At 65.2% G+C, this 21,818-nt stretch carries 25 protein-coding genes; 9 read left to right on the top strand and 16 right to left on the bottom strand.

The annotated features are described in order from the left end of the window. Nucleotides 1-82: 82 nt before the first annotated feature. Together Q5701_RS08895 and Q5701_RS08890 are read left to right on the top strand one after the other, a co-directional pair. Nucleotides 83-1,663, top strand: coding sequence for a leucyl aminopeptidase (locus tag Q5701_RS08895; RefSeq protein WP_306754887.1), 1,581 nt, complete (start codon nt 83-85; stop codon nt 1,661-1,663). 5 nt (nt 1,664-1,668) lie between these two features. Beyond that, the gene (locus tag Q5701_RS08890; RefSeq protein ID WP_306754886.1) at nt 1,669-2,118 is read left to right on the top strand and encodes a DNA polymerase III subunit chi; all 450 of its coding nucleotides are present in this window, start codon (nt 1,669-1,671) and stop codon (nt 2,116-2,118) included. Between the two features lie 101 nt (nt 2,119-2,219). On the opposite strand, the gene urtE is transcribed toward Q5701_RS08890, so the two are convergent. From urtE to Q5701_RS08815, 15 genes are all read right to left on the bottom strand, one after another. Then, nucleotides 2,220-2,927 carry an urea ABC transporter ATP-binding subunit UrtE gene (gene urtE, locus Q5701_RS08885; RefSeq protein WP_306754885.1) on the bottom strand — a complete coding sequence of 236 codons (708 nt, stop codon included), beginning with the start codon at nt 2,925-2,927 and terminating at the stop codon, nt 2,220-2,222. A gap of 3 nt (nt 2,928-2,930) precedes the next feature. Continuing rightward, a complete protein-coding gene (urtD, locus tag Q5701_RS08880; RefSeq protein WP_306754884.1) occupies nt 2,931-3,671 on the bottom strand; it encodes an urea ABC transporter ATP-binding protein UrtD in 741 nt (246 codons plus the stop codon). Then, complete coding sequence (gene urtC / locus Q5701_RS08875; RefSeq protein WP_306754883.1) at nt 3,668-4,903, bottom strand: urea ABC transporter permease subunit UrtC; 1,236 nt, start codon at nt 4,901-4,903, stop codon at nt 3,668-3,670. Before urtC ends, urtD begins: the two co-directional genes overlap by 4 nt. A 1-nt stretch (nt 4,904) precedes the next feature. Continuing rightward, nucleotides 4,905-6,815 (bottom strand): urea ABC transporter permease subunit UrtB, encoded by a 1,911-nt coding sequence (gene urtB / locus Q5701_RS08870; RefSeq protein WP_444875301.1) that lies wholly within the window; start codon nt 6,813-6,815, stop codon nt 4,905-4,907. Between the two features lie 50 nt (nt 6,816-6,865). Next, complete coding sequence (urtA, locus tag Q5701_RS08865) at nt 6,866-8,149, bottom strand: urea ABC transporter substrate-binding protein (RefSeq protein WP_306755379.1); 1,284 nt, start codon at nt 8,147-8,149, stop codon at nt 6,866-6,868. A 187-nt stretch (nt 8,150-8,336) separates the two neighbouring features. Further along, nucleotides 8,337-8,960: an urease accessory protein UreG gene (gene ureG, locus Q5701_RS08860; protein ID WP_306754881.1), complete on the bottom strand. Its 624-nt coding sequence runs from the start codon at nt 8,958-8,960 to the stop codon at nt 8,337-8,339. Then, complete coding sequence (locus Q5701_RS08855) at nt 8,957-9,661, bottom strand: urease accessory protein UreF (RefSeq protein WP_306754880.1); 705 nt, start codon at nt 9,659-9,661, stop codon at nt 8,957-8,959. The genes ureG and Q5701_RS08855 overlap by 4 nt, the downstream gene beginning before the upstream one ends. Continuing rightward, a complete protein-coding gene (locus Q5701_RS08850; RefSeq protein ID WP_306754879.1) occupies nt 9,582-10,127 on the bottom strand; it encodes an urease accessory protein UreE in 546 nt (181 codons plus the stop codon). The genes Q5701_RS08855 and Q5701_RS08850 overlap by 80 nt, the downstream gene beginning before the upstream one ends. A gap of 14 nt (nt 10,128-10,141) precedes the next feature. Then, nucleotides 10,142-11,827: an urease subunit alpha gene (ureC, locus tag Q5701_RS08845; protein ID WP_306754878.1), complete on the bottom strand. Its 1,686-nt coding sequence runs from the start codon at nt 11,825-11,827 to the stop codon at nt 10,142-10,144. After that, nucleotides 11,824-12,129 (bottom strand): urease subunit beta, encoded by a 306-nt coding sequence (locus Q5701_RS08840; protein WP_306754877.1) that lies wholly within the window; start codon nt 12,127-12,129, stop codon nt 11,824-11,826. The genes ureC and Q5701_RS08840 overlap by 4 nt, the downstream gene beginning before the upstream one ends. Then, nucleotides 12,130-12,690, bottom strand: coding sequence for a HupE/UreJ family protein (locus tag Q5701_RS08835; RefSeq protein WP_306754876.1), 561 nt, complete (start codon nt 12,688-12,690; stop codon nt 12,130-12,132). It lies immediately after the preceding gene. Continuing rightward, complete coding sequence (locus tag Q5701_RS08830) at nt 12,691-13,002, bottom strand: urease subunit gamma (protein ID WP_234854147.1); 312 nt, start codon at nt 13,000-13,002, stop codon at nt 12,691-12,693. Between the two features lie 2 nt (nt 13,003-13,004). Next, entirely contained in the window at nt 13,005-13,820 is an 816-nt protein-coding gene (locus Q5701_RS08825; protein ID WP_373568631.1) for an urease accessory protein UreD, read from the bottom strand. 130 nt (nt 13,821-13,950) lie between these two features. Next, on the bottom strand, nt 13,951-14,703 hold the full coding sequence (locus tag Q5701_RS08820) for a GNAT family N-acetyltransferase (protein ID WP_306754875.1): 753 nt from the start codon (nt 14,701-14,703) through the stop codon (nt 13,951-13,953). Between the two features lie 64 nt (nt 14,704-14,767). Then, nucleotides 14,768-15,832, bottom strand: coding sequence for an AI-2E family transporter (locus tag Q5701_RS08815; RefSeq protein WP_306754874.1), 1,065 nt, complete (start codon nt 15,830-15,832; stop codon nt 14,768-14,770). 135 nt (nt 15,833-15,967) lie between these two features. Between Q5701_RS08815 and ndk the strand changes: the two genes are divergently transcribed. The 7 genes from ndk (at nt 15,968) to dps (ending at nt 20,953) form a co-directional block, all read left to right on the top strand. Continuing rightward, a complete protein-coding gene (gene ndk, locus Q5701_RS08810; RefSeq protein ID WP_306754873.1) occupies nt 15,968-16,390 on the top strand; it encodes a nucleoside-diphosphate kinase in 423 nt (140 codons plus the stop codon). 122 nt (nt 16,391-16,512) lie between these two features. Continuing rightward, a complete protein-coding gene (locus tag Q5701_RS08805; RefSeq protein WP_306754872.1) occupies nt 16,513-17,613 on the top strand; it encodes an AAA family ATPase in 1,101 nt (366 codons plus the stop codon). A 210-nt stretch (nt 17,614-17,823) separates the two neighbouring features. After that, nucleotides 17,824-18,033 (top strand): hypothetical protein, encoded by a 210-nt coding sequence (locus tag Q5701_RS08800; RefSeq protein ID WP_306754871.1) that lies wholly within the window; start codon nt 17,824-17,826, stop codon nt 18,031-18,033. Between the two features lie 221 nt (nt 18,034-18,254). After that, complete coding sequence (gene fabD / locus Q5701_RS08795) at nt 18,255-19,181, top strand: ACP S-malonyltransferase (protein WP_306754870.1); 927 nt, start codon at nt 18,255-18,257, stop codon at nt 19,179-19,181. Nucleotides 19,182-19,221: 40 nt separating this feature from the next. Next, complete coding sequence (gene fabG / locus Q5701_RS08790) at nt 19,222-19,959, top strand: 3-oxoacyl-ACP reductase FabG (protein ID WP_306754869.1); 738 nt, start codon at nt 19,222-19,224, stop codon at nt 19,957-19,959. A 148-nt stretch (nt 19,960-20,107) separates the two neighbouring features. Continuing rightward, nucleotides 20,108-20,341: an acyl carrier protein gene (locus Q5701_RS08785; RefSeq protein WP_089387089.1), complete on the top strand. Its 234-nt coding sequence runs from the start codon at nt 20,108-20,110 to the stop codon at nt 20,339-20,341. 135 nt (nt 20,342-20,476) lie between these two features. Then, the gene (gene dps / locus Q5701_RS08780; RefSeq protein ID WP_234854140.1) at nt 20,477-20,953 is read left to right on the top strand and encodes a DNA starvation/stationary phase protection protein Dps; all 477 of its coding nucleotides are present in this window, start codon (nt 20,477-20,479) and stop codon (nt 20,951-20,953) included. Between the two features lie 18 nt (nt 20,954-20,971). Here the strand turns inward: dps and Q5701_RS08775 are convergent, their stop codons facing one another. Further along, nucleotides 20,972-21,790, bottom strand: coding sequence for a sulfotransferase family protein (locus tag Q5701_RS08775; RefSeq protein ID WP_306754868.1), 819 nt, complete (start codon nt 21,788-21,790; stop codon nt 20,972-20,974). Between the last annotated feature and the right edge of the window lie 28 nt (nt 21,791-21,818).

Here is a 21,818-nt window from a genome sequence, read left to right as displayed (position 1 = left end):
ATCCTTGCTTAGCGGCAAGGGCGGCTCTGGAAAAGGGTGCGCGGGGCGTCTAGGCTTTGATCCGCAGAATGATGAGGACGCCATGACCCACCCCGTCGAAATCACCTTTACCGAAACCGCCGCCGACCGTCTGGCCGGGCATCAGGGACGGGTGGCAATGATCGTCGCCCCGGGGGGCGACCTGCCGCCGGGCCTGCCGGACGCGACCCGGCAGGCGGCGCGGCGGGCGATGGACTCCAGGGCGGGCAAGGCGCTGAAGCCCGGCGCGGCCCTGGAACTGGCTTTTCCGGCGGGGATGGAGGCGGATGCCCTGACGCTGGTGGCGCTGCCCGACGATGCCACCGTGGACCAGGCGCGCAAGGCGGGGGCGGCCATCGGCGCCAAGCTGGGCAAGACCCATACGCTGGTGCTGGCGGGCGCGCATCCGCTGGCCAACGAGGTGGCGTTGGGCATCGCGCTGCGGGGATATGATTTTTCCGTTTATCAGACAAAGCCCGTCGAGGGTGATGGGGACGCAGGCGCCGACCCGATCCCGCAAAGCATCACGCATGAACCCGACACGGCGGTTCTGGCCGATGCCCAGGCCGACAGCGCCCCGGAAACGCCCGCCGAGCCGGTCAGCGAAAAGGCCCGCGTGACCTTCATGGCCGAAGGCCCCGAGGCCCTGGCGAAGTTCGCCCAGGACGCGGCGGCGGTTGCCGAAGGCGTGTTCTTCACCCGCGATCTGGTCAACGAACCGGCCAACGTCCTGACCACCAGCGATTTCGCCGACCGCCTGAAGGCGATGGAGGAGATCGGCCTGACCGTGGAGGTGCTGGAGGAGGACCAGCTGGCCGAACTGGGGATGCGCGCGCTGCTGGGCGTGGGGCAGGGTTCGGAAAGCCCGTCCAAGGTCGTGGTGATGCACTGGAATGGCGGCGGCGACGAGGCGCCCTTGGCCCTGGTCGGCAAGGGCGTGGTCTTCGACACCGGCGGCATTTCCATCAAGCCTGCCGCGGGCATGGAGGAGATGACCATGGACATGGGCGGCGCGGGCGTTGTCGCGGGCGTGATGCGCACGCTGGCGCTGCGCCGGGCGAAAGCCAATGTCGTGGGCCTGGTGGGCCTGGTGGAAAACATGCCCGACGGCCGTGCCCAGCGTCCCGGCGACATCGTGCGGTCCATGAAGGGCGACACGATCGAGGTGATCAACACCGATGCCGAGGGCCGCTTGGTGCTGGCCGATGTGCTGTGGTATGCGCAGACCCGCTTCAACCCTTCGGCCGTGATCGATCTGGCGACGCTGACCGGGGCGGTGATCATCGCGCTTGGCCACGACAATGCGGGCGTCTTTGCCAACGACGACGCGCTGGCCGACAGCATCCTGGCCGCCGCCAAGGCCGAGGGCGAGGGTGCCTGGCGCCTGCCGCTGGGCCAGCCCTATGACACCCTGATCAAGTCGCGCCTGGCCGACATGAAGAACACCGGCGGGCGCGCGGCGGGGTCGATCACGGCGGCGCAGTTCCTGCAACGCTTCATCCGCAAAGGCACCCCCTGGGCGCATATCGACATCGCGGGCGTGGCGCTGCCGCCAGCCGCCACCGACCTTGCGCCTAAGGGTGCGACCGGCTGGGGGGTGATGACGCTGGATCGCCTGGTCCGTGACGGCTACGAGGCGAAATAGGCCCGGTGGGCAACGCGCTGTTCTATCACCTGACCCGGTCCCCCGCCGAAAGCCTGTTGCCGCAACTGATCGGCAAGTCGCTGGCGGCGGGCTGGCACGTGGAACTGCGCGGCACGGATCCGGGCCGGATGGAGCGGCTGGATCTGCACCTGTGGCAAGGCGACGGCTTCCTGCCGCACGGCTTAGCCGGCGGTCCGCATGACGCGCGACAGCCCGTGTTGTTGACGCTGGCCGGGCAGCGGGCCGCCAACGATCCCGCCTGCCTGATGGCGCTTGACGGGGCCGAGGTCACGCCTTCCGAGGTGCAGGCCCTGGAACGCGCCTGCATCATCTTCGACGGCGGCGATGCGGCGGCCACTGCCCGGGCGCGCGACCAATGGCGGGTGCTGACCGGCGGGGGCGTCGCGGCGGAATACTGGTCCGAGGAAGGCGGCCGCTGGGAACGCAAGCGATAGCGCCGCATCGACTTGGCGCTTGCGCGGGCACCACATGGCGGACCGTGTGATTGAACCCAAGCCTGGCGAAAAAGGAAAGCCGGATGCCGTTCGTGGCCTGATCACGCCGCCGCGTGGCCGGAAAGCCTTGCATGCAGGTCGGCGCGGCGCAGGCTGGCCTTGGGGCCTTGCATCACCGCGCGGCCGCGTTCCAGGACCAGGAAATCATCGCCCAGGTCCCAGGCGAAATCGAAGAACTGTTCGACCAGGACAACCGCCATGTCGCCCCGGTCTCGCAGGCCCGCGATGACGCGGCCGATCTGGGCGATGATGTTGGGCTGGATCCCCTCGGTCGGTTCGTCCAGCAGCAGGACGCGCGGTCTTGTGATCAGGGCGCGGGCAATGGCAAGCTGCTGCTGCTGGCCGCCCGACAGGTCGCCGCCGCGTCGGTGGGCCATTTCCGCCAGGACGGGGAAGCTGTCGAAGATGTCGTCCGGGATGCGGCGGTCCCTGCGGGGCAGGCAGGCGAATCCCGTCTCCAGGTTCTCGCGCACGGTCAGCATGGGAAAGATCGCGCGCCCCTGCGGGACATAGCCCACCCCCATGCGCGCCATTGCTTGCGCCGTGACGCGCCCCAGGTCACGGCCGTCGAACTGCAGGGTGCCACCGGATCGGGGATGCCGCCCGGCCAGCAGGTTCATCAGCGATGTCTTGCCCACGCCGTTGTTGCCCATCACGCAGGTCACGGTTCCGGGGCGGGCCGTGATGTCGATCCCGTGCAGGATCTGGCTTCCGCCGTAATGCAGGGTCAGGTTGGTGGCTTCCAGCATCTTTCAGCGCCCCAGATAGACTTCGACAACGTCGGGATTGCGGGTCACATGGTCCAGGGAACCTTCCGCCAGCACCGACCCCTGGTGCAGGACCGTGACCTTGCAGTTCAGGCGGCGCACGAAGTCCATGTCGTGTTCCACCACCACCACGGCGCGGGCCTGCGCCAGCCGCACCAGCAGGGCCGTGGTTTGCTCTCGTTCCGCCAGCGTCATGCCGGCGGCGGGTTCATCGACCAGCAGCAGGCGCGGGGCCGATGCCAGCAGCATCCCGATTTCCAGCCATTGCTTTTGCCCATGGGACAATTCCCCGGCCTTGCGGGCGACCTGGGCTGCCAGGCCGACCTCGGAGGCCAGGTCCGCGACCCGTTCCGCTGACGCGCGCGAGGGCCGCCAGCCCAGCACGGCAAAGGGGCTGCGGTTGGCCTTCAGCGCCATGGTCAGGTTGTCCGCGACGCTCTGGTCCTCGAAGACGGTGGGACGCTGGAACTTGCGCCCCACGCCCTCGCGGGCAATCTGCGCCTCGTTCATGCGCAGCAGCGATTTCGGCGGGCTGCCCCATTTCACGTCGCCCGCGTCGGGGCGGGTCTTGCCGGTCACGATGTCCATGAAGGTGGTCTTGCCCGCCCCATTGGGACCGATCACGGCCCGCAACTCGGCAGGGCCGATGCTGAAGGACAGGTTGTTGATCGCCCGGAACCCGTCAAAGCTGACGGAAATGCCGTCCACCTCCAGCAGCGCCGTCATGCCTTGGCCTCCTGTTCCTGCAACGCGCCCTGATCGGGACCAAGGTCACGGCCATGCCGCTGCGGCGGGCGCAATCCGCCCAGCCAATCGACGATGCTCGCGATGCCCTTGGGCGCGAACAGCGTGACCCCCACGAAGCTGATGCCAAGCGCCACCTGCCACCAGTCCACCCAGTTCACCGTATAGCCCGGCAGGCGGATCCCCGGCGCCCGCCCGCCGGTGAACCAGCTTGACAGCAGCGAGACGACGACCGCGCCGATGATCGCGCCATACAGCCTGCCGCGTCCGCCGATCGCCACCCAGACCGCCAGATAGATCGACGCGATGGGCATCAGTTCCGCCGGGTTGATGATCCCTGCCTGCGGGTAATACAGCGCCCCCGCGATGGCGGTGATCACCGCGGCGAGGGTGAAGACCACCAGCTTGAAGCCCTCGACCGGATAGCCCAGGAAGCGCACGCGGGTCTCGTCGTCGCGGATCGCGCGGATCACGCTTCCGAACTTGCCGCTGACAAGCCAGGCGGCCAAGACGTAAGCCAGCCCCAGGGTCATGGCCGAGGCCCACAGGAACCAGACCGACAGCGTCGCCTGATCGACCGAGTCGAGGCCGGGAATGTTCTGCAGGCCCGACAGTCCGTTGTTGCCGCGAAAGCCGCTGTCGTTCTGGAACAGCCACAAGGCCAAGGCCAGCGTCATCGCCTGGGTCAGGATCGACAGATAGACCCCGTTGACGCGGCTGCGGAAGGCCAGCCATCCGAAGACCAGGGCCAGCAGGCCGGGCACCGCCAGGACCAGCAGAAGCTGGATCGGCAGCGAATGGGCGAAGGACCAGGCCAGCGGCAGGTCGGACGATCCGACCACGCCGAAGATCTGGTTGGCGACGCCCTCCTGCAATTCCTGTGGGGTGGGTGGAATGGGATTTCCGGCCATGGATGCCGCGACGATGCCTTCGGTCCGCGCATACATCAGCCATTGCCCGATCAGGTATCCGCCAAGGGCAAAGAACGCCATCTGCCCCAGCGACAGGATCCCCAGGTAGCCCCAGACCAGATCCATCGCCACCGCCGCAAGCGCCAGGCACAGGGTCTTGCCCAGAACCTTCACGGTGGATGTGGGGATCAGCCCGGTGCCATAGGCCTGGCTCAGCAGGGTCACGGCGACAGTGAAGACGGCCAGAACCGCCAGCACCACCAGGATCGAGGGGTTGCGCAGGATGAAGGGTTGCCGGGTCATGTCACGCCTCTGCCGCGCGGCCGCGTTGCGGGATGATGCCGCGCGGGCGGAACTGGATGAAGATGATGATGAACAGGATCATGAAGGTCTGCGCCGCCAGGGTGTTGGCGGGGTTCAGCGCCTCGATCACCTTGGACAGCCCGCCGATCAGCGTGGCGCCCGCCAGCGTGCCCCAGATGTTGCCCACGCCCCCCACGACTACGGTCATGAAGCTTTGCACGATGTATTGCTGGCCCAGTTCCGAGGTGACCTGCGCGAACAGCCCGATGGCCACGCCCGCGATGCCCGCGATGCCTGACCCCAGGCCAAAGGTCATCATGGCGATGCGATCGGGGTTGATGCCCATCGACGCCGCCATGCCGGGGTTCTGGGTCACGGCGCGGACCTCCAGCCCAAGCCGGGTGCGCTTCATGATGAATAGGAACAGGCCCAGGAACAGCAGGGCCAGCACGAAGATCGCCACCCGGATCGAGGAAATCGAGATCACGTCGTTGACGGTGATGGATCCTTCCAGCCAGGCGGGCGCGGTCAGCGGGCGAGCCTGGGTGCCGAAGATATTCTTGGCAAGCTGTTGCAGCGCGATGGACACACCGAAGGTCGCCAGCAGCGTCTCCAGCGGACGCCGCGCCAGGTGGCGGATGACCAGCCGATAGAGCAGCACCCCCGCGCCGAAGGTTACGACGAAGGCCAGCGGCAGGGCCACGACCAGCGACAGGGTGCGGTCGGCGATCAGGGTTTGCACCACATAGCCGGTATAGGCACCCATCATGATGAACTCGCCATGCGCCATGTTGATGACGCGCATTACCCCGAAGGTCACCGCCAGCCCGATGGCCGCCAGGAAATAGATCGAGGCCAAGGACAGCGCGTCCAGCCCCAGGTCGATGCCGGTCATGGCCGCCAGCCGCACCTGCGCGCCGGTTTGCGCGGCACGGGCGGCGTCGGTCACGGCGGCGTTGGGTTCTGCGTAGGTTTCGAAAAACCGATTGGCGGCGATTGCCGCGTCAGCCTCGCCGTCCGTTGCGGCGGGGGGGACCGCGCCCGAGGCCTCAAGCGCCTCGTAGGCGCGGTCACGGGCGGCGGGGTCGGACAAATCCGCCACCGGGACGCCGCCCACGCTTCCGTTCACGATGTTGGCGGCAAGCGCGTTGCGCTGATCAGCCGGGGTCAGGCGGGGTTGCAGGATGCCCTGGCTGGTCAGCAGGGCAATGGCGGCCTCGCGCGGGAAATCGTCGTCGCCAACGGTCAGTTCGCGGGCGATGTTGGCATCCGGTTCGGCGGGCGCGGCAATGCGCGTTGTCACCAGCAGCGGGTTCAGCGCTGCACGAAAGTCGAGGCCCACCCCGCCCGCCAGGTCGTCGATGGCCGCGACGCGGACGGCGGGGTCGGGATCGAAGCGGATCGTCAAAAGGCTGGCCACGCGATCGCGCTGCAAGGCCAGGGCAGGATCGGCTTCGGGCGCGGCAGATCGCAGGGCTGCTAGATGCTCGGCCGTGCCGTCGCGGGCGATGGAGGCCAGGGCGGCGGCCCGGCGCACTGGGTCGGGATTGGAAATCTCACTCGCGACCAGGACAGATTCGATCACGCCGCGCACGCCCGAATTGGGGCGCAGCATTTTTGGATCGGCGCCGGGAACGGGCTGGCCCGTCACCGCGTCGGTGGCCGTATCACCGGCCACGATCAGCAGCCGCCCGTCATCCGTGACGCCCAGCGACCGGTCGGCCCAGGCGGACAGCAGGGTCAGACCTTCGGGACCAGTGGCCGCGATCCGGCCCACCAGCGGTTCCACCGATCGGCGCGAGGGCTTCTCGATCTGGTCCAGGTTGTCGGCAATGACCGCTTCAAGCGCGGGGTTGGCCGCGGCGGGCGCCGCCAGAAACAGCGTCACGGCAAGAACGATCAGCGGGCGGATCATGGGCGTATTCCCGGAAAAGAAGGGGCGGAGAGAGCCGCCCCGACGGGTCAATAGTTGGACTGGACCTGCACGCAGGCGTTCGTCTCGGTGTTGAACATTCCGCAGTCCTTGCCCGGCCAGTCGGCGTCCAGCTTGGCGGATTCCGGCAGGAAGTCGGTCCAGGCGTCGCCCGGCACGGGCTCGGTCTGGCTGACGATGTCGAACTGGCCGTCCTCGCGGATTTCCCCGATCAGGACGGGCTTGGTCAGGTGGTGGTTCGGCAGGATCGTGGCGGTGCCGCCGGTCAGGTTCGGAACCTCAACGCCCACGATGGCGTCCAGCACCGGGTCGACATCGGTGGTGCCGGCCTTTTCGACCGCCGCGACCCAGGCGTTGAAGCCGATCACCGTGGCCTCCATCGGGTCGTTGGTCACCCGTTCGTCGTCGCCGATGAAGGCCTTCCATTCCTCGATGAAGGCGGTGTTGGCGTCAGATTCGGCGGTCTGGAAATAGTTCCAGGCGGCCAGGTGCCCGACCAGGTTCGCGGTATCCAGGCCCGCCAGTTCCTCCTCGCCCACTGAAAACGCCATGACCGGGATGTCGTCGGCGCTGACACCTGCCGCCGCCAGTTCCTTGTAGAAGCCCACGTTCGCGTCGCCGTTGATGGTGGACACCACGCCCACCTTCTTGCCGTCCGCCCCAAGCGCGACGACATCGGCCACGATCTTGGACCAGTCGGAATGGCCGAAGGGGGTGTAGTTGACGAAGATGTCGCCTTCCGCCACGCCCTTGCCCTTCAGATAGGCGTCCAGGATGTTGTTCGTGGTGCGCGGATACACGTAATCCGTGCCCAGCAGCGCCCATTTCTCGACGCCCAGTTCCTCGGCCATGTAGTCCACCGCCGGGATCGCCTGCTGGTTCGGCGCGGCGCCGGTATAGATCACGTTCCTGGAAGATTCCTCGCCTTCGTACTGGACAGGATAGAACAGCAGGCCGTTCAGTTCCTCGATCACCGGCAGGACCGACTTGCGCGACACGCTGGTCCAGCAGCCGAAGATCGTGTCCACCTCGGAAACGGTCAGCAACTCGCGCGCCTTTTCGGCAAACAGAGGCCAGTCGGACGCGGGGTCCACCACCACGGCTTCCAGCGGGCGGCCCAGAAGCCCGCCCTTGGCATTCTGCTGTTCGACCATCATCAGGACCGTGTCCTTCAGCGTCGTTTCCGAAATCGCCATGGTGCCCGACAGCGAATGCAGCACGCCGATCCTGATCGGCTCGCCTTCCTGCGCCATGGCCCCGGTCGCCAGCCCCATCGCGGTGGTCAGCGCCAGCATCGCGGACAGTTTGTTCATCATCACCTTCCCCGGCCGTTCGGCCCTGTGTCCCTGTTGTTCCCGTGAAGGCGCGGGGCCTTCGCAGGTGCAGCAAGCCGGGATTTGGAAGGTCTGAACAGGTTTGAGGCAGGATCCAGGCGCGTGGTGCGGCAACTGAACGGGCAACGGGCAGAGCAGGGGACAACTGCCCGTGGCGCAGGCAGGTTCAGGCTGCGCGGGGTTGCAGGCCGCCTTGGTCGATCAGGAAATCGACAATATCCTGCACGCCTGCGCCGTGGCGCAACTGCGCCATAACCACCGGGCGGGCACCGCGCGCGGTTCGCGCGTCGGATTCCAGCAACAACGCGTCCACGCCCACATGGGGCGCAAGGTCGGTCTTGTTCACCACCAGCAGATCCGATCGCGCCAGTCCCGGCCCGCGCTTGCGGGGGATGTCCTGGCCTGCCGCCGTGTCGATGACATAGATGGTCAGGTCGGCCAGTTCCGGGGAAAAGGTCGCGGCCAGGTTGTCGCCCCCCGATTCGATCAGGATCAGGTCCAGGTCCGGGAAGGCCGCGTTCAGGTCGGCAATGGCGGCCAGGTTGATGCTGGCGTCTTCCCGGATCGCCGTGTGGGGGCAGCCGCCGGTTTCCACGCCCCGGATGCGTTCGGCGGGCAGGACCTGGGCGCGCATCAGCGCCTCGGCATCCTCGCGCGTGTAGATGTCGTTGGTGATCACGGCCATGGACAGGCGCGGGGCAAGGGCACGGGCCAGTTGCTCGGTCAGCGTGGTCTTGCCGGCGCCGACAGGGCCGCCGATGCCGACGCGGAGGGGACCGTTCTGGCTCATGATCTGAATATCCTGACTGTCATGGTTTCGTGCCGCATCGCGGCGATGTCGGCGCCCCAGGCCGTGCTGGCAAGGTCGTCTTCGGTGGCTTGGGCGGCGCGGCCGGCCGTGGCGAGGATCGCGGGCTGCAGCGCCGTCAGCATCCGCTGTCCCTCGACCGGGCCGAGGGGCATGAAGCGGACGGCGGCGCTGATCAGGGCTGCGGCCTGGGCTTGCAGAAAGGCCGCGATGATTTCCGGGTGCGGCAGGTCCATCGCGGCGCAGGTGCGGCCAAAGGCCACGGGCAGCGCGGCTGGGGGCTGCGGCTGGCCGGTCAGGGCCGTGATATTGGCGGCGAAGGCGGTGCCCTGTTCGACCGTCTCGGCCAGGCGTTGCGCGGTCAGGCAGGCGGCGCGGGCCAGATCGTCCAGGGACGCGTGATCCGTGGCGCGCAGCGACAGCGCGGCAAGAACGGCATCCGTCCAGCCTGCACCATGATCCATCCAATCCGCCAGCCATTGCGAAAGGGTCGCACGGGTGACGGCCCCTTGATCCATCACCCATTCCAAGCCCTGCGACCAGGCAAAGCCGCCCACCGGAAAGGCAGGCGACAGGATCTGGGCCAGAAGCAGCCGCGCGGCCTCAGGCGTGGTGGTGGATATGGTCGTTGGAATGGCTGTGCCCGTTCGAATGGCTGTGCCCCTTGGCTGGATCGTGGTCATGTGCATGGGACGGGTGATCCGAAGGATTGTTCCCGTGGTCGTGGCCGAAGGTCCGGCCATGGCCATAAGCGCCGCCTTCCGGGCGGAAGGGCAGTTCCTTGTGGCAAATCTCGGCCCCCAGCTTGCGCAGCATCGCCTCCAGCACATGGTCCTGGCGGATGATCAGGCGATCGGCCTCGATCCGGCAAGGGGTGTGGCGGTTGCCGATATGCCAGGAAAGGCGCGCCAGATGGCCGCGGATCACCATCACGGGTTCGGGCTTCGCGCGCACCACGATCTGGCGCCCATCGGACAGTTCAAAGGCGTCGCCGTCTTCCAGGCTGGTCACTTCGGGCAGGTCCACCAGGAAATCGCCCGCCGCGCAGGAAAGCTTCTTGCGCCGCAACAGGCGGCCTTCGTAATCCAGCGAAACCTCGCCATCGAACGGTGCGGGTGCGTTGCGGATAATGCTTGTGGCGGTAATCATGTCGGTGTCCTCCCTCAAAAGAGGAAATAGCGTTGGGCCATCGGCAGTTCCGTCGCAGGCTCGCAAGTTAACAATTCTCCATCGGCGCGCACCTCGTAGGTTTCGGGATCGACCTCGACCACCGGCATGGCGCTGTTCAAGGCCATGTCGGCCTTGCCGATGTCGCGGGTGTTTTCGACCGCGATCAGGGTCTTGTGCAGCCCTTCTCCTGCGCCGTCTTCCAATCCCGCCTTGCTGACGAACAGCGCCGAAGCGCGGCCCGTATGCCCCCACATCGGGCGGCTGAACACAGGCTGCACGGGGATGGAGCCATTGGGATCGCCCATCTGCGCCACGCTGATCTGGCCGCCGACCAGGACCATTTCCGGCTTGACCCCGAAGAAGGCGGGCGACCACAGCACCAGGTCGGCGCGCTTGCCGGGGGTGACGCTGCCGATATGGGCGGAAACGCCGTGCGCGATGGCCGGGTTGATCGTGTATTTCGCGATGTACCGCCGGGCGCGCAGGTTGTCGTTGTTGCCCTGTTCGCCGGGCAGCCGGCCCCGCTGGCGGCGCATCTTGTCGGCGGTCTGCCAGGTGCGGATGATCACCTCTCCGATCCGGCCCATGGCCTGGCTGTCGGATGAAATGACGCTGAACGCGCCCAGGTCGTGCAGGATGTCCTCGGCCGCGATGGTTTCGCGCCGGATGCGGGATTCGGCGAAGGCCACATCCTCGGGGACGCGGCGGTCCAGGTGATGGCAGACCATCAGCATATCCAGATGCTCCTCGACCGTGTTGGCGGTATAGGGGCGCGTCGGGTTGGTGGACGAGGGCAGGACATTGCCCATGCCCACCATGCGGATGATGTCGGGGGCGTGGCCGCCGCCCGCGCCCTCGGTGTGATAGGCGTGGATCGTGCGGCCCGCGATGGCCGCCATGGTATCCTCGACAAAGCCGGATTCGTTCAGCGTGTCGGTGTGGATCATCACCTGCACGTCCATGGCATCCGCCACCCTTAGGCAGCAATCGATGGCGGCAGGGGTGGTGCCCCAGTCCTCGTGCAGCTTCAGCGCGCAGGCCCCGGCGCGGACCTGTTCCTCAAGGGCTGCGGGGACACTGGCATTGCCCTTGCCGGCGATGCCGATGTTGACGGGCAGCTCGGCGCAGGCCTCCATCATCCGGGCGATGTGCCAGGGGCCGGGCGTGCAGGTTGTGGCCAGCGTGCCATGCGCGGGGCCGGTGCCGCCGCCCAGCAGGGTCGTGACGCCGGAATGCAGCGCATGGTCCACCTGCTGCGGGCAGATGTAGTGGATGTGGCAGTCAAAGCCGCCGGGCGTCAGGATCCGCCCCTCGCCCGCGATGATTTCGGTGCCGGGACCGATGATCAAGGTGACACCGGGCTGCGTGTCGGGGTTGCCTGCCTTGCCGATGCCCGCGATGCGGCCGTCGCGCAGGCCCACGTCGGCCTTGGTGATGCCTTGATGATCAAAGACCACGACGCCGGTGATGACCGTGTCCATTGCCCCGCCTTGGCGCGTGACCTGGGATTGGCCCATGCCGTCGCGGACGACCTTGCCGCCGCCGAACTTGACCTCCTCGCCGGGGGTGGTCAGGTCGCGCTCGACCTCGATCAGCAGGTCGGTGTCGGCCAGGCGGATGCGGTCGCCGGTGGTGGGGCCGTAAAGGGCCGCATAATCGGCGCGCGACAGGCGGGTCATAGCGCCCCCATGATGTCTTTGCGGAAACCCTGCACGATGCGGTCGCCTGCGAAGGGGATCAGGCGGACCTCGCGCGACTGGCCGGGTTCAAAGCGGACGGCGGTGCCTGCGGGAATGGACAGGCGCATTCCCCGCGCTGCGGCCCGGTCGAAATGCAGTGCCGGGTTGGTTTCCGCGAAATGATAATGGCTGCCGACCTGGATCGGGCGGTCGCCGGTGTTTGCCACCATCACCGTGACGGGATCGCGGCCCTTGTTCAGGATGATCTCGCCCGGGGCGGTCAGGATTTCGCCGGGGGTCACTCAGCCCACCATCGCAAGCGCCAGGCCCGCCACAGCCGTGCCGCCGCCAAGCCCGCGCAGCAGGACGCTGCGGCCCAGCAGCTTGCCCAGGCCGATGCCCGCCAGATGCAGCGCCATGGTCGCGATGGCAAAGCCCATGGCATAGGCGCCCAGCCCCGCCGCAGGCCCTTCGGCGCCATGCGCCCAGCCATGGGCAAGGCCGAACAGCGCCACCCCCGGCAGCAGTACCGCCAGCGGCAGGCGCACGGCCATTGCCACCAAAGCCCCCAGGACGGCGACCGAGGCAAGGATCATCGGCTCGACCCCCGGAAAGGGCAGGCCATCGAAACCCGCCAGACCGCCCGCGATCATGCTGCCCACGAAGGCCAGGGGCAGCGCCCACAGCGCGCGACCGCCGACCTGGGCTGCCAGCAGGCCAAGCGCCAGCATCGCCAGCAGATGATCGGGCCCGTCGACGGGATGGGCCAGGCCGCTGGCGAACTGGCCCGCGTCATGGTGACCGGTATGCGCCAGGGCGGCCTGGGGCAGCAGCAGGGCGGCGGCAAGGATGGGCTTTTTCATTCAGGCCTCTTGGCGGATCGGGTGATGGACGGTGACAAGCTTGGTGCCGTCGGGAAAGGTGGCCTCGACCTGCACGGAGTCGATCATGGCGGGGACGCCGGTCATGCACTGGTCGGCTGTGATCACATGGGCGCCCGCCGCCATCAGGTCGGCCACCGTTCGGCCGTCGCGCGCACCCTCGACCACGAAATCGGTGATGAGCGCGATCGCCTCGGGGTGGTTCAGCTTGACGCCGCGCGCCAACCGGCCACGCGCCACCATCGCGGCGACGGACACCAGCAGTTTTTCTCGTTCGCGGGGGGAAAGGTTCATCGTCAAACCTGCCAAATGCGGGGAAGGGGATCGGGGCGAAGCGTGGTCAGCAACCGGTTGACCTGCCGCCGCAGGGGCCAGTCGTCCCGCGCCAGCAGGCGGATCACCAGCCGGCCAGGCGGGGCGCTGGCGGCGCCCGTGACGCCCGGTTCGTCAAGAACGGCGCGGGCGGGTGCCAGCAGGTCGGGCGCATGGGGCGCGATCATCGTCAGGGTCGCCACAGCGCGGGCGTCGTCCAGCAGGGCCGGTCCCCCCAGCCGGGGCAGCGCCGCGTCATCCAGGGCCATCGCGTCGTGATGGACGATCCGTCCTGCCCGGCGCACCACGCGGCGGTCGCGCAGATGCAGGCGGCGGGGACATTCGCCCATGGCAAGGCGCCCCAGGACGATCATCTCCAGCAGCAGGCAGCCTGCGCCGGGGGCCAGATCGACCGTCGTGTCACGCTCCAGCCGGGCTTCGTCGAACAGGATCGTTTCCTGCGGCAGCCAGTCGAGCCAGCCGTTGTGCCCGACGGTCAGCCGGACCTCGGCCCGCGCCGCGGGGCCTGTGGCGCGATAGGCGCGTTCGGCGGTCTGGGTGGTTGCCAGGGCGCGGGTGTCAGGCCGAAGCGTTACCGCGAATGACAGCCGGTCCCCCGAGGCCAGACCGCCCGATGTGTTCAGGAACATGATCTGCGGCAGGCCCGCCGTGATGCGGGGCAGCATCGCCTTCGCCGATCCCCCTTGCGCCAGATCGGCCAGCCCGCGCGGCCCCAGAACGACATGGGCTGCGCCACGGCTGCGCTGAAGAACGGGCATGGGATCGGTTGCGTCGAACATGAACCGAAGGGGTGGCCCATCGCCGGAAAGGTCAATCCCGGCCCATGCGGCAAATGCCCGTCAGGTACGCATCACGGGGCAATCTGCCCAAGGCGCGGGCTTGTCGCCCACGGAAAAGGCAATTCTAGGATCACCCTGCCGTCGCACGCAGCAGTCTTTGCCGCGCGGGCGGGATCGTTCCGATCTCGACCCCGGTGAAGACGTGCATGGTCCGCAGCACGGGATCGACGACCGCATGGTCGCTGACCCAGCCGCCCATCGCCAGATAGCTGCGCAGCAGGGGCGGCATTGCGGCCAGGGCGCGTTTGGCATCAAGGGGGCCGGGACGCAGGGCGCGGACCAGGCGAAAGACATGGGGCGCCTTGATGCGCGGCCACCAGCGGCGCGGCGCCAGATGGCGTTGCTGAAGCATGGCAAAGGCGTCCGCATGGACCGCAGGCTCGGTCCCGCCAAAGCTGGAACATCCGAACAGCATCTGCACGCCCCCGTCGTTCACGATGCGCGTCAGCGCCGCCCAGGCCAGGCGGATGATGTCGGGATCGCCCGCCGAAGGGTGAACGCAGAACCGCCCCACTTCGACCATCGGGGCATCAAAGGATTCAAGCGCCGCCAGGTCATAGAATTGCGCGGAATAGCTGCGCCCGATATCCCGCCCGCCCGGCAGCGTCAGAAAGCGAAAGCAGCAGACAAGCCGGCCCGCCGCATCGGTGATCAGCACATGGCGGCAATCGGCGTCCAGGGGGTCCGCGTCCAGGGGCGCACAATCACCGGCAAGGCCGTCCCGCGTCACGAAGCACAGCCAGCGCAACCGTTGCGCGGCGCGCAGATCCTCGGCCGAGGCGGCGAGCCGTGCCAGATAGCGGCCTTTGCGAAGTGGTTCCATGCGGCTTCCCCCCAAGCTGCGGTGCCTTGTTATGACACCGTGCCGTGACCGGATTGCGACGGCATCAGTCGCCCTGCCGGTCGCCCAGCACGTCCTCGACATAGATGCGCTTGACCAGGATGATCGTGACCAACAGCAAGGGCGTCGCCAGAACGATACCCGCGAAACCGAACAGCCCGCCAAAGGCCAGGATCGCCAGGACCGTCAGCGCGGGCGGCAGGTCTGCGGCATAACGCTGGATCAGGGGCATCAGAAGGTTCCCCTCGACCTGCTGGACGACGACGAACAGCAGCGCCACATAGACCGCCAGGTCGAACCCCTGGGTCAGCGCAAACAGCACCGCCGGGATCCCCGACAGGAACGGGCCCACGACCGGGATGATGTTGGTCAGCCCCGCGATCAGCCCCAGCACCAGGGCCAGCGGCACCCCCAGCAGCCACAGGCCCAGCCCAGTGACCAGGGCCACCAGCACCATGTCAAGCGCCTGGCCGCCCATCCAGCGGGCTAGGGCGCGGGCCAGTTCATCCGCGATCTGCCCCGCCCGCTCGCGATAGGACAAAGGCACCAGCCGCAGGGCGCCGCCGCGATACATGGGCGCATCCAGCGCCAGGAAGATCGCCACCGTCACCAGCAGGACCAGGTTCGCCACCCCGCCAAGGACGGTGGTCAGCGTCCCCGTGACATAGCCGAAGAGCGAGGGCAGGCTGCCCCCCGGCGTCGTCCCGCCCCCTGCCTCGGCGCTCTCCAGCCGCCGTTCCAGGAATTGGCCCAGGGAACTGTCGGAAAGCCAGGCGTTCACCTGGTCCAACGCAGCGGGCAGGCTGCCGATCAACTGGCCGAACTGGTCCGAAATCGACGGCCCCGCCCCCGCCACGATCCCCGCGATCACCAGCACCGCCGCAAAGGCGCACAGAAGCACGCCCGGCTTGAGGCCGATTCCCGCGCGACGGTGCATGACCGCTGCCCCCGCGCGCAACGCAATGGCGATCAGGATCGCCCCGAATCCCATCAGCAGGACATTCGACCATTGCCACATCGCCGCCAGCAGCAGGACCAAAGCCATGGCCATGGCGATGGGACCGGGGCGCAGCCGGGGCCGGGGGTCGGACAGGAGGGGACGGTTGGTCATGCAAAGAAGGCCTTTTGCCGGGATCTTGCGCCCATCATGCCCTTGGCTTGCCCGCAGATGCCATCCCTGATAACCGGGCGCGGATCGAATAACCGGGCGGGAATGTCCCGCCTGACACATCACAAGGGACGCCCCATGGCCATCGAACGCACGCTCTCCATCATCAAGCCCGACGCCACCCGCCGCAACCTGACCGGCAAGATCAACGCCAAGTTCGAGGATGCGAGCCTGCGCATCGTCGCGCAAAAGCGCATCAAGCTGTCGCCGGAACAGGCGGGCAAGTTCTACGAAGTCCACAAGGACCGCCCCTTCTATGGCGAGCTGGTCGAGTTCATGGCCTCCGAGCCGGTTGTCGTGCAGGTGCTGGAAGGCGAGGGCGCCATTGCCAAGAACCGCGAAGTGATGGGCGCGACCAACCCCGCCCAGGCCGACGCGGGCACCATCCGCAAGGACTTCGCGCTGTCCGTGAGCGAGAACTCGGTCCACGGCTCTGACGCGCCCGAAACGGCCAAGGAGGAGATCGCGTTCTTCTTCTCGGGGCTTGAACTGGTGGGGTAAGGGTTGAAGAACCCAGAGATGACAAAGGAGGGGCCGCAAGGCCCCTTTTTTATTCAAATAGTTTTCCTGTAGGGTCACCATACCGTTTTTGATGGGAACGCGCCTTGCCACTACCTATTGATGTGACCATCGCGACTGAAGATGGATCGTCCAAGTTGTCGCTAAATTCTGGCGGTATAATTCTTATTGCGGGGCCTAATGGAGTAGGAAAGTCTGCGTTATTAGCTGAACTTTATCGGCTTTTAGGCGACAGAGTTGGCACGTATCTTCCAGGTCACAGGCAAATTAATTTCAATACGGACTGGGACGCGATTCACTCGGGGATTGAGACAATATACAAACGGTTGTTTGAAAATGCAGATCATTTCAACAGGTATAAAAATTCATGGGCGGAAGAGCAGTTTAAATCTGAGTTAAGGATACTGCAGAATAGAGAAAATGAATTCAACAGGAACAATCTAAAGTTAATAAAACATCGGGGAGAATTTATTCCGCATACTGGTAGCTGTAATGACAGCCCGCTTGATGTGGTAAATGAAATATTTTCTCAGGCTAATTTCCCAATACCCTTCGGGCTCGATAGTAGTGGAGTATCGGTATCTCGAAGGGGTTCAGAATCTTACTCCGTTGAAGCCAGGTCTGACGGCGAGCGTGCGGCGTTATATCTTTGCGCAGCGTTCTGCAACCGCGTTCCTGGATCGGTGCTACTTATTGATGAGCCGGAAAAACATCTTGATAGAACCATTTCTACTGTTCTTATCGAAGCGTGTTTAAGAAGCAGAAACGATATTTGCGTTATCTTGTCAACGCATGAACCTGGGCTTCTGACGGCCCAAATCAACAGGGATATTCTGCACCTAAGAGACTCAAAGATTGTTCAGCCTAAACCTGAGCGCCGAATTTACAAGATATCCCCGTTGAAAGCAGACGATGACGTAACCGTCCTGCGCGCCGATCTTATGGGCGTTAGAGATCGCGTTCTTTTTGTAGAAGGAAGTGAGTCTTCTGACGATGTTTCTTTATATTCTCTGATTTACAATGGAGTGAAGGTCGTTCCAAAAGGAAGCTGTTCAGCAGTGTGTGAAGCTACTAAAGGCATTGGCCGACTTGTTGAGGGTCACTGGTTGGAGCCACGGGGAATTATTGATGGCGATGGCCGTTTAGAAGATGAAAAACTCAAACTAAGAAAGACGGAATATTTTTGCTGCCATACCCAAGCATAGAGAATCTGTTTTTCCTGCCAGAATGCATTTCGTGCTTTGTTGAGGCCGATATGCTCCATTCTGGAGGGTTGTCTGAGCGCGAGCGGCTGGATAATTATCGAAATACCATTGTTAATGTATTTCGTGCAGAGTTATATAAAATTGCTGCCCTTAGATCTGTTTGGCGGGTAGAGAGAGATCTTTCGTCAAGAAAGGTCATACAGAAATTTAATGGATGGGAATTTTGATAAGATAGAAATTGATGTCAAAAAAATACATGAACAATCTATTATTGAGACTAAGGATTCTTTAACGGAAGGTGCGGAGCATGTTATGTTGCATATGCCTATCAAGAAGACAAGCCTCCCGGAAAGAGCTTGCATTGCTTTGGGGGCTGATGGCTTTTTGCATTATAAGCGCGTGATTTTTGCGACAAATTGAGGTTGGCTCTTTGCCTGGAGGGGCTGCACTAGCCGCGATAAGAAGGCATTTACCTGATATATATGAATTTGAGAAAATGAGAATTCCTGTTTAGGTATGACCTATAGATATGCAGTAGGTTTGTAGTCAGACGTTCCTCCGAGTGCTTACCCACCCTACCATTGCACCCCCACCCCCATCCGCGCTATCCCTCCTGAACCCATATCCAGCAGGAGGCCCCCATGCGCGCATTTGTCTTTCCAGGCCAGGGGGCGCAGGCCATCGGCATGGGGCGTGAGCTGGCCGAGGTCTATCCCGCTGCGCGCGATGTGTTCGAGCAGGTGGACGAGGCGCTTGGGGAAAAGCTGTCGGAGCTGATCTGGAACGGCGACATCGACACGCTGACCCTGACGCAGAACGCGCAGCCGGCGCTGATGGCGGCCTCGATGGCGGCGTTCCGGGCGATGGAGTCCGAGGGCATCACCATCGCGGACGCGAATTTCGTGGCGGGGCATTCGCTGGGCGAATACTCGGCCTTGTGCGCCGCAGGGGCGCTGACGCTGGAGGATACGGCGCGGCTGCTGCGCCTGCGCGGGCAGGCCATGCAAGAGGCCGTGCCGGTGGGCCAGGGGGCGATGGCGGCGATCCTGGGTCTCGATTTCGCGACGGTGGACCATATCGTCAGGGATATCGGGGGCGAGGGCGTCGTGCAGGCCGCCAATGACAACGATCCGGGGCAGGTCGTGATATCCGGCCATAAGGACGCGGTGGAACGCGCGGCGGCGGCGATGAAGCTGGCGGGCGCCAAGCGGGCGCTCATGCTGCCGGTCTCGGCGCCGTTTCATTCGGTGCTGATGCAGCCCGCGGCGGCGGTGATGGCCAATGCGCTGGCGGGCGTGGACATCCATCCCCCGGCAGTTCCACTGGTCGCCAATGTCCGCGCCGAGGCCGTGACGGAACCCGGCGCGATCCGGCGATTGCTGGTGGAACAGGTCACGGGCACCGTGCGCTGGCGCGAATCCATCGCCAACATGGCCGAGGCCGGCGTGACCGAATTCTGGGAAATCGGCGCGGGCAAGGCGCTGTCGGGAATGATCAAGCGCATCGCCAAGGATGCAACCGTGCGCAACATAGGCGTGCCTGCGGATATCGCGGCGTTGAAGGGCTGAGGTCGGCTTTGGATATTTGGATGAAGAAGAAGGATCAGCCATGTTCGATCTGACAGGCAGGACCGCCCTGGTGACGGGCGCATCGGGCGGTATCGGCGGCGCCATCGCGCACGCACTGCATGGGGCGGGCGCGACCGTGGCCCTGTCCGGCACGCGCGAGGGGCCGTTGCAGGAACTGGCCGCGTCCCTGGGCGATCGCGCCCATGTCGTGCCTGCGGACCTGTCGAAGCCCGAGGCCGCAGCGGCGCTGGTCAAGGATGCCGCCGCTGCCATGGGTTCCATGGATATCCTGGTCAACAACGCGGGCATCACGCGCGACAACCTGTTCATGCGAATGTCGGACGACGAATGGAGCCAGGTCATGGACGTGAACCTGACAAGCGTCTTTCGCCTGTCGCGCGCGGCCCTGCGGGGGATGATGAAGGCCCGCTGGGGGCGGATCGTCACCATCACCTCGGTCGTGGGGTCCACGGGCAATCCGGGTCAGGGCAACTATGCCGCCGCCAAGGCGGGCCTGGTAGGGATGTCGAAGTCCCTGGCCTATGAGGTCGCAAGCCGGGGCATCACGGTGAACTGCGTGGCGCCCGGCTTCATCGCCACGCCCATGACTGACAGCCTGACCGACGACCAGAAGGGCAAGATCCTGTCCCAGATCCCGGCGGGCCGCATGGGCGTCCCCGAGGAGATCGCGGCGGCGGTGCTGTATCTGGCCAGTCCCGAGGCGGCATACGTCACCGGCGCCACGCTTCATGTGAACGGCGGCATGGCGATGGTCTGACGCAACCCTTTCAAGCGAAAGCGGTTGCAAGAGGGTTCACGGGTGCTATATCCCCGCCTTTAGCAGCAGGGGAAACCGCCCTGGGCAGAACCGGGCCGTATGTGCCCGTGCAAAACTGGGCGGATGCCCGTGAGAATGAGGATGTGACATGAGCGATATCGCTGATCGCGTGAAGAAGATCGTGGTCGAGCATCTGGGCGTCGAGGAAGACAAGGTGGTCGAATCCGCCTCGTTCATCGACGACCTGGGGGCCGACAGCCTCGACACTGTCGAGCTGGTCATGGCGTTCGAGGAAGAATTCGGGATCGAGATCCCGGACGACGCCGCCGAAACCATCCAGACCGTTGGCGACGCGGTGACCTTCATCAAGGGCGCGGTCTGATCCGCATCCCTGCCACGAACGGCATTCCGAAGCGGCGTCCCTGAGAAGGGACGCCGCTTTTTCATGGCAGCCATGCAGCCGGAACCGTGTATGGCAGACGGCCGTTGACTGGGCAAACCAGACAAGGAGCCGATCATGGCCGTTGCATTGAAGGGGCTGTCCGACAACGCCCGCAAGACCTCGATTTCCGAACTGAACGGGCGGCTGGCCGATTCCGTTGCCCTGGCGCTTGCGGTCAAGCAGGCGCATTGGAACGTGAAGGGCCGCAACTTCATCGCCATTCACGAACTGTTCGATGCCGTCCATACCAACCTGCGCGACCAGATCGACATCATGGCCGAACGCGTGCAGCAACTCGACGGCGTGGCCGTGGGCACCGCCGAACGGGTGGCGGGTTCGACCACGCTGGCAGAATATCCGACAGACCTGACACGGGCCGAGGATCACATCCGCGCTCTGTCCGACCGCTTCCGCGACCATGGCGAACGGCTGCGCGCCGCCATCGATGCGACGGACGAGGCGGGCGATGCGAATACCGCCGACATCTTCACCGCAGCCTCGCGCGGCGTGGACAAGGATCTGTGGTTCATGGAAAGCCATCTGGAAGGATGACCGGCCAGGCTGCCCCCTTCAGCGGCCCAGCTTTGCGTGCACCTCGTCCAGATCGATCTCGCCCCCCGGCATCTTGTTGTCGGGGTTGTCGAAGTCATACCGGAACAGTTGGAAATCGTCCTTGTAGATTTCCCAGATCAGGTGGCGCGACAGGTCGTCGAAATAATCGCTAACCTTGTGGGCGCGTTTCGGCCCGTGCCCCTCGGATTCATTGAACCGGGGCACGGCCGCCAGATCGACCGCCACGGGGGTCGGGGCCGCATCCAGCACCTGCGCCATGCCGGTGTTGAAGGTTTCGGTAAAGAAAATCCGGTCATAGCGGCCGCCATTGGCGATGAACGTGCCGACATGGCCCGACATGGCCGACCAGTGGATGTCCGGCTCCATCGGGCGGCGCCAACGGATGGTGTCGCGCGCGAACAACAGGAACCGGCGAAAGCTGGCGATCTGGTCGAAATCGAAATCGTTTTCCGGGCTGCCCACGTCGATGCCGTATTGCTGCGCCAGTTGCGGCACCAGATTGCCGCGATAGCGTTTGCCGTTGCGCTGGACGCCCGCGATCTTGTCGAAGAACGACGACAGGATCCGCGCATAAGGGTTGCGCACGCAGGTGAAGGTCATGGCGTCATGGCGTGCGACCGCGCTTTCGATCAGGGGCTTGCTGTGGTCTTGGGACCATTTGTGCAAGCCTTCGGTGGAATCATGGATGTCGCCGTCGAAAAACCGGCTGTGATCGGAATAGAACATGATCTGCCCGATGGTCGAGCAGGCGCATTTCGGCACCACGCGATAGATCATGCTTTCGCTTTCGGTCATCCAGACTCCGGGAAAGCCCATTGCCATTCTCCTTATTGGGGTGCCCGGC

It is taken from the genome of Paracoccus actinidiae (genome assembly GCF_030863885.1).
Classification (GTDB): domain Bacteria; phylum Pseudomonadota; class Alphaproteobacteria; order Rhodobacterales; family Rhodobacteraceae; genus Paracoccus; species Paracoccus everestensis.
This window is presented reverse-complemented; position numbering and strand designations above follow the sequence as displayed.

Coding starts and splice junctions, on each gene's coding strand:
- Q5701_RS08835 (WP_306754876.1), bottom strand. CDS start 12,690: ATGAAAAAGCCCATCCTTGCCGCCGCCCTGCTGCTGCCCCAGGCCGCC.
- urtC (WP_306754883.1), bottom strand. CDS start 4,903: ATGACCCGGCAACCCTTCATCCTGCGCAACCCCTCGATCCTGGTGGTG.
- urtD (WP_306754884.1), bottom strand. CDS start 3,671: ATGACGGCGCTGCTGGAGGTGGACGGCATTTCCGTCAGCTTTGACGGG.
- ndk (WP_306754873.1), top strand. CDS start 15,968: ATGGCCATCGAACGCACGCTCTCCATCATCAAGCCCGACGCCACCCGC.
- urtA (WP_306755379.1), bottom strand. CDS start 8,149: ATGAACAAACTGTCCGCGATGCTGGCGCTGACCACCGCGATGGGGCTG.
- Q5701_RS08800 (WP_306754871.1), top strand. CDS start 17,824: ATGGATGGGAATTTTGATAAGATAGAAATTGATGTCAAAAAAATACAT.
- urtE (WP_306754885.1), bottom strand. CDS start 2,927: ATGCTGGAAGCCACCAACCTGACCCTGCATTACGGCGGAAGCCAGATC.
- fabD (WP_306754870.1), top strand. CDS start 18,255: ATGCGCGCATTTGTCTTTCCAGGCCAGGGGGCGCAGGCCATCGGCATG.
- ureG (WP_306754881.1), bottom strand. CDS start 8,960: ATGAGCCAGAACGGTCCCCTCCGCGTCGGCATCGGCGGCCCTGTCGGC.
- Q5701_RS08830 (WP_234854147.1), bottom strand. CDS start 13,002: ATGAACCTTTCCCCCCGCGAACGAGAAAAACTGCTGGTGTCCGTCGCC.
- Q5701_RS08785 (WP_089387089.1), top strand. CDS start 20,108: ATGAGCGATATCGCTGATCGCGTGAAGAAGATCGTGGTCGAGCATCTG.
- Q5701_RS08820 (WP_306754875.1), bottom strand. CDS start 14,703: ATGGAACCACTTCGCAAAGGCCGCTATCTGGCACGGCTCGCCGCCTCG.
- fabG (WP_306754869.1), top strand. CDS start 19,222: ATGTTCGATCTGACAGGCAGGACCGCCCTGGTGACGGGCGCATCGGGC.
- Q5701_RS08855 (WP_306754880.1), bottom strand. CDS start 9,661: ATGACCACGATCCAGCCAAGGGGCACAGCCATTCGAACGGGCACAGCC.
- Q5701_RS08815 (WP_306754874.1), bottom strand. CDS start 15,832: ATGACCAACCGTCCCCTCCTGTCCGACCCCCGGCCCCGGCTGCGCCCC.
- Q5701_RS08850 (WP_306754879.1), bottom strand. CDS start 10,127: ATGATTACCGCCACAAGCATTATCCGCAACGCACCCGCACCGTTCGAT.
- dps (WP_234854140.1), top strand. CDS start 20,477: ATGGCCGTTGCATTGAAGGGGCTGTCCGACAACGCCCGCAAGACCTCG.
- ureC (WP_306754878.1), bottom strand. CDS start 11,827: ATGACCCGCCTGTCGCGCGCCGATTATGCGGCCCTTTACGGCCCCACC.
- Q5701_RS08895 (WP_306754887.1), top strand. CDS start 83: ATGACCCACCCCGTCGAAATCACCTTTACCGAAACCGCCGCCGACCGT.
- Q5701_RS08825 (WP_373568631.1), bottom strand. CDS start 13,820: ATGTTCGACGCAACCGATCCCATGCCCGTTCTTCAGCGCAGCCGTGGC.
- Q5701_RS08775 (WP_306754868.1), bottom strand. CDS start 21,790: ATGGGCTTTCCCGGAGTCTGGATGACCGAAAGCGAAAGCATGATCTAT.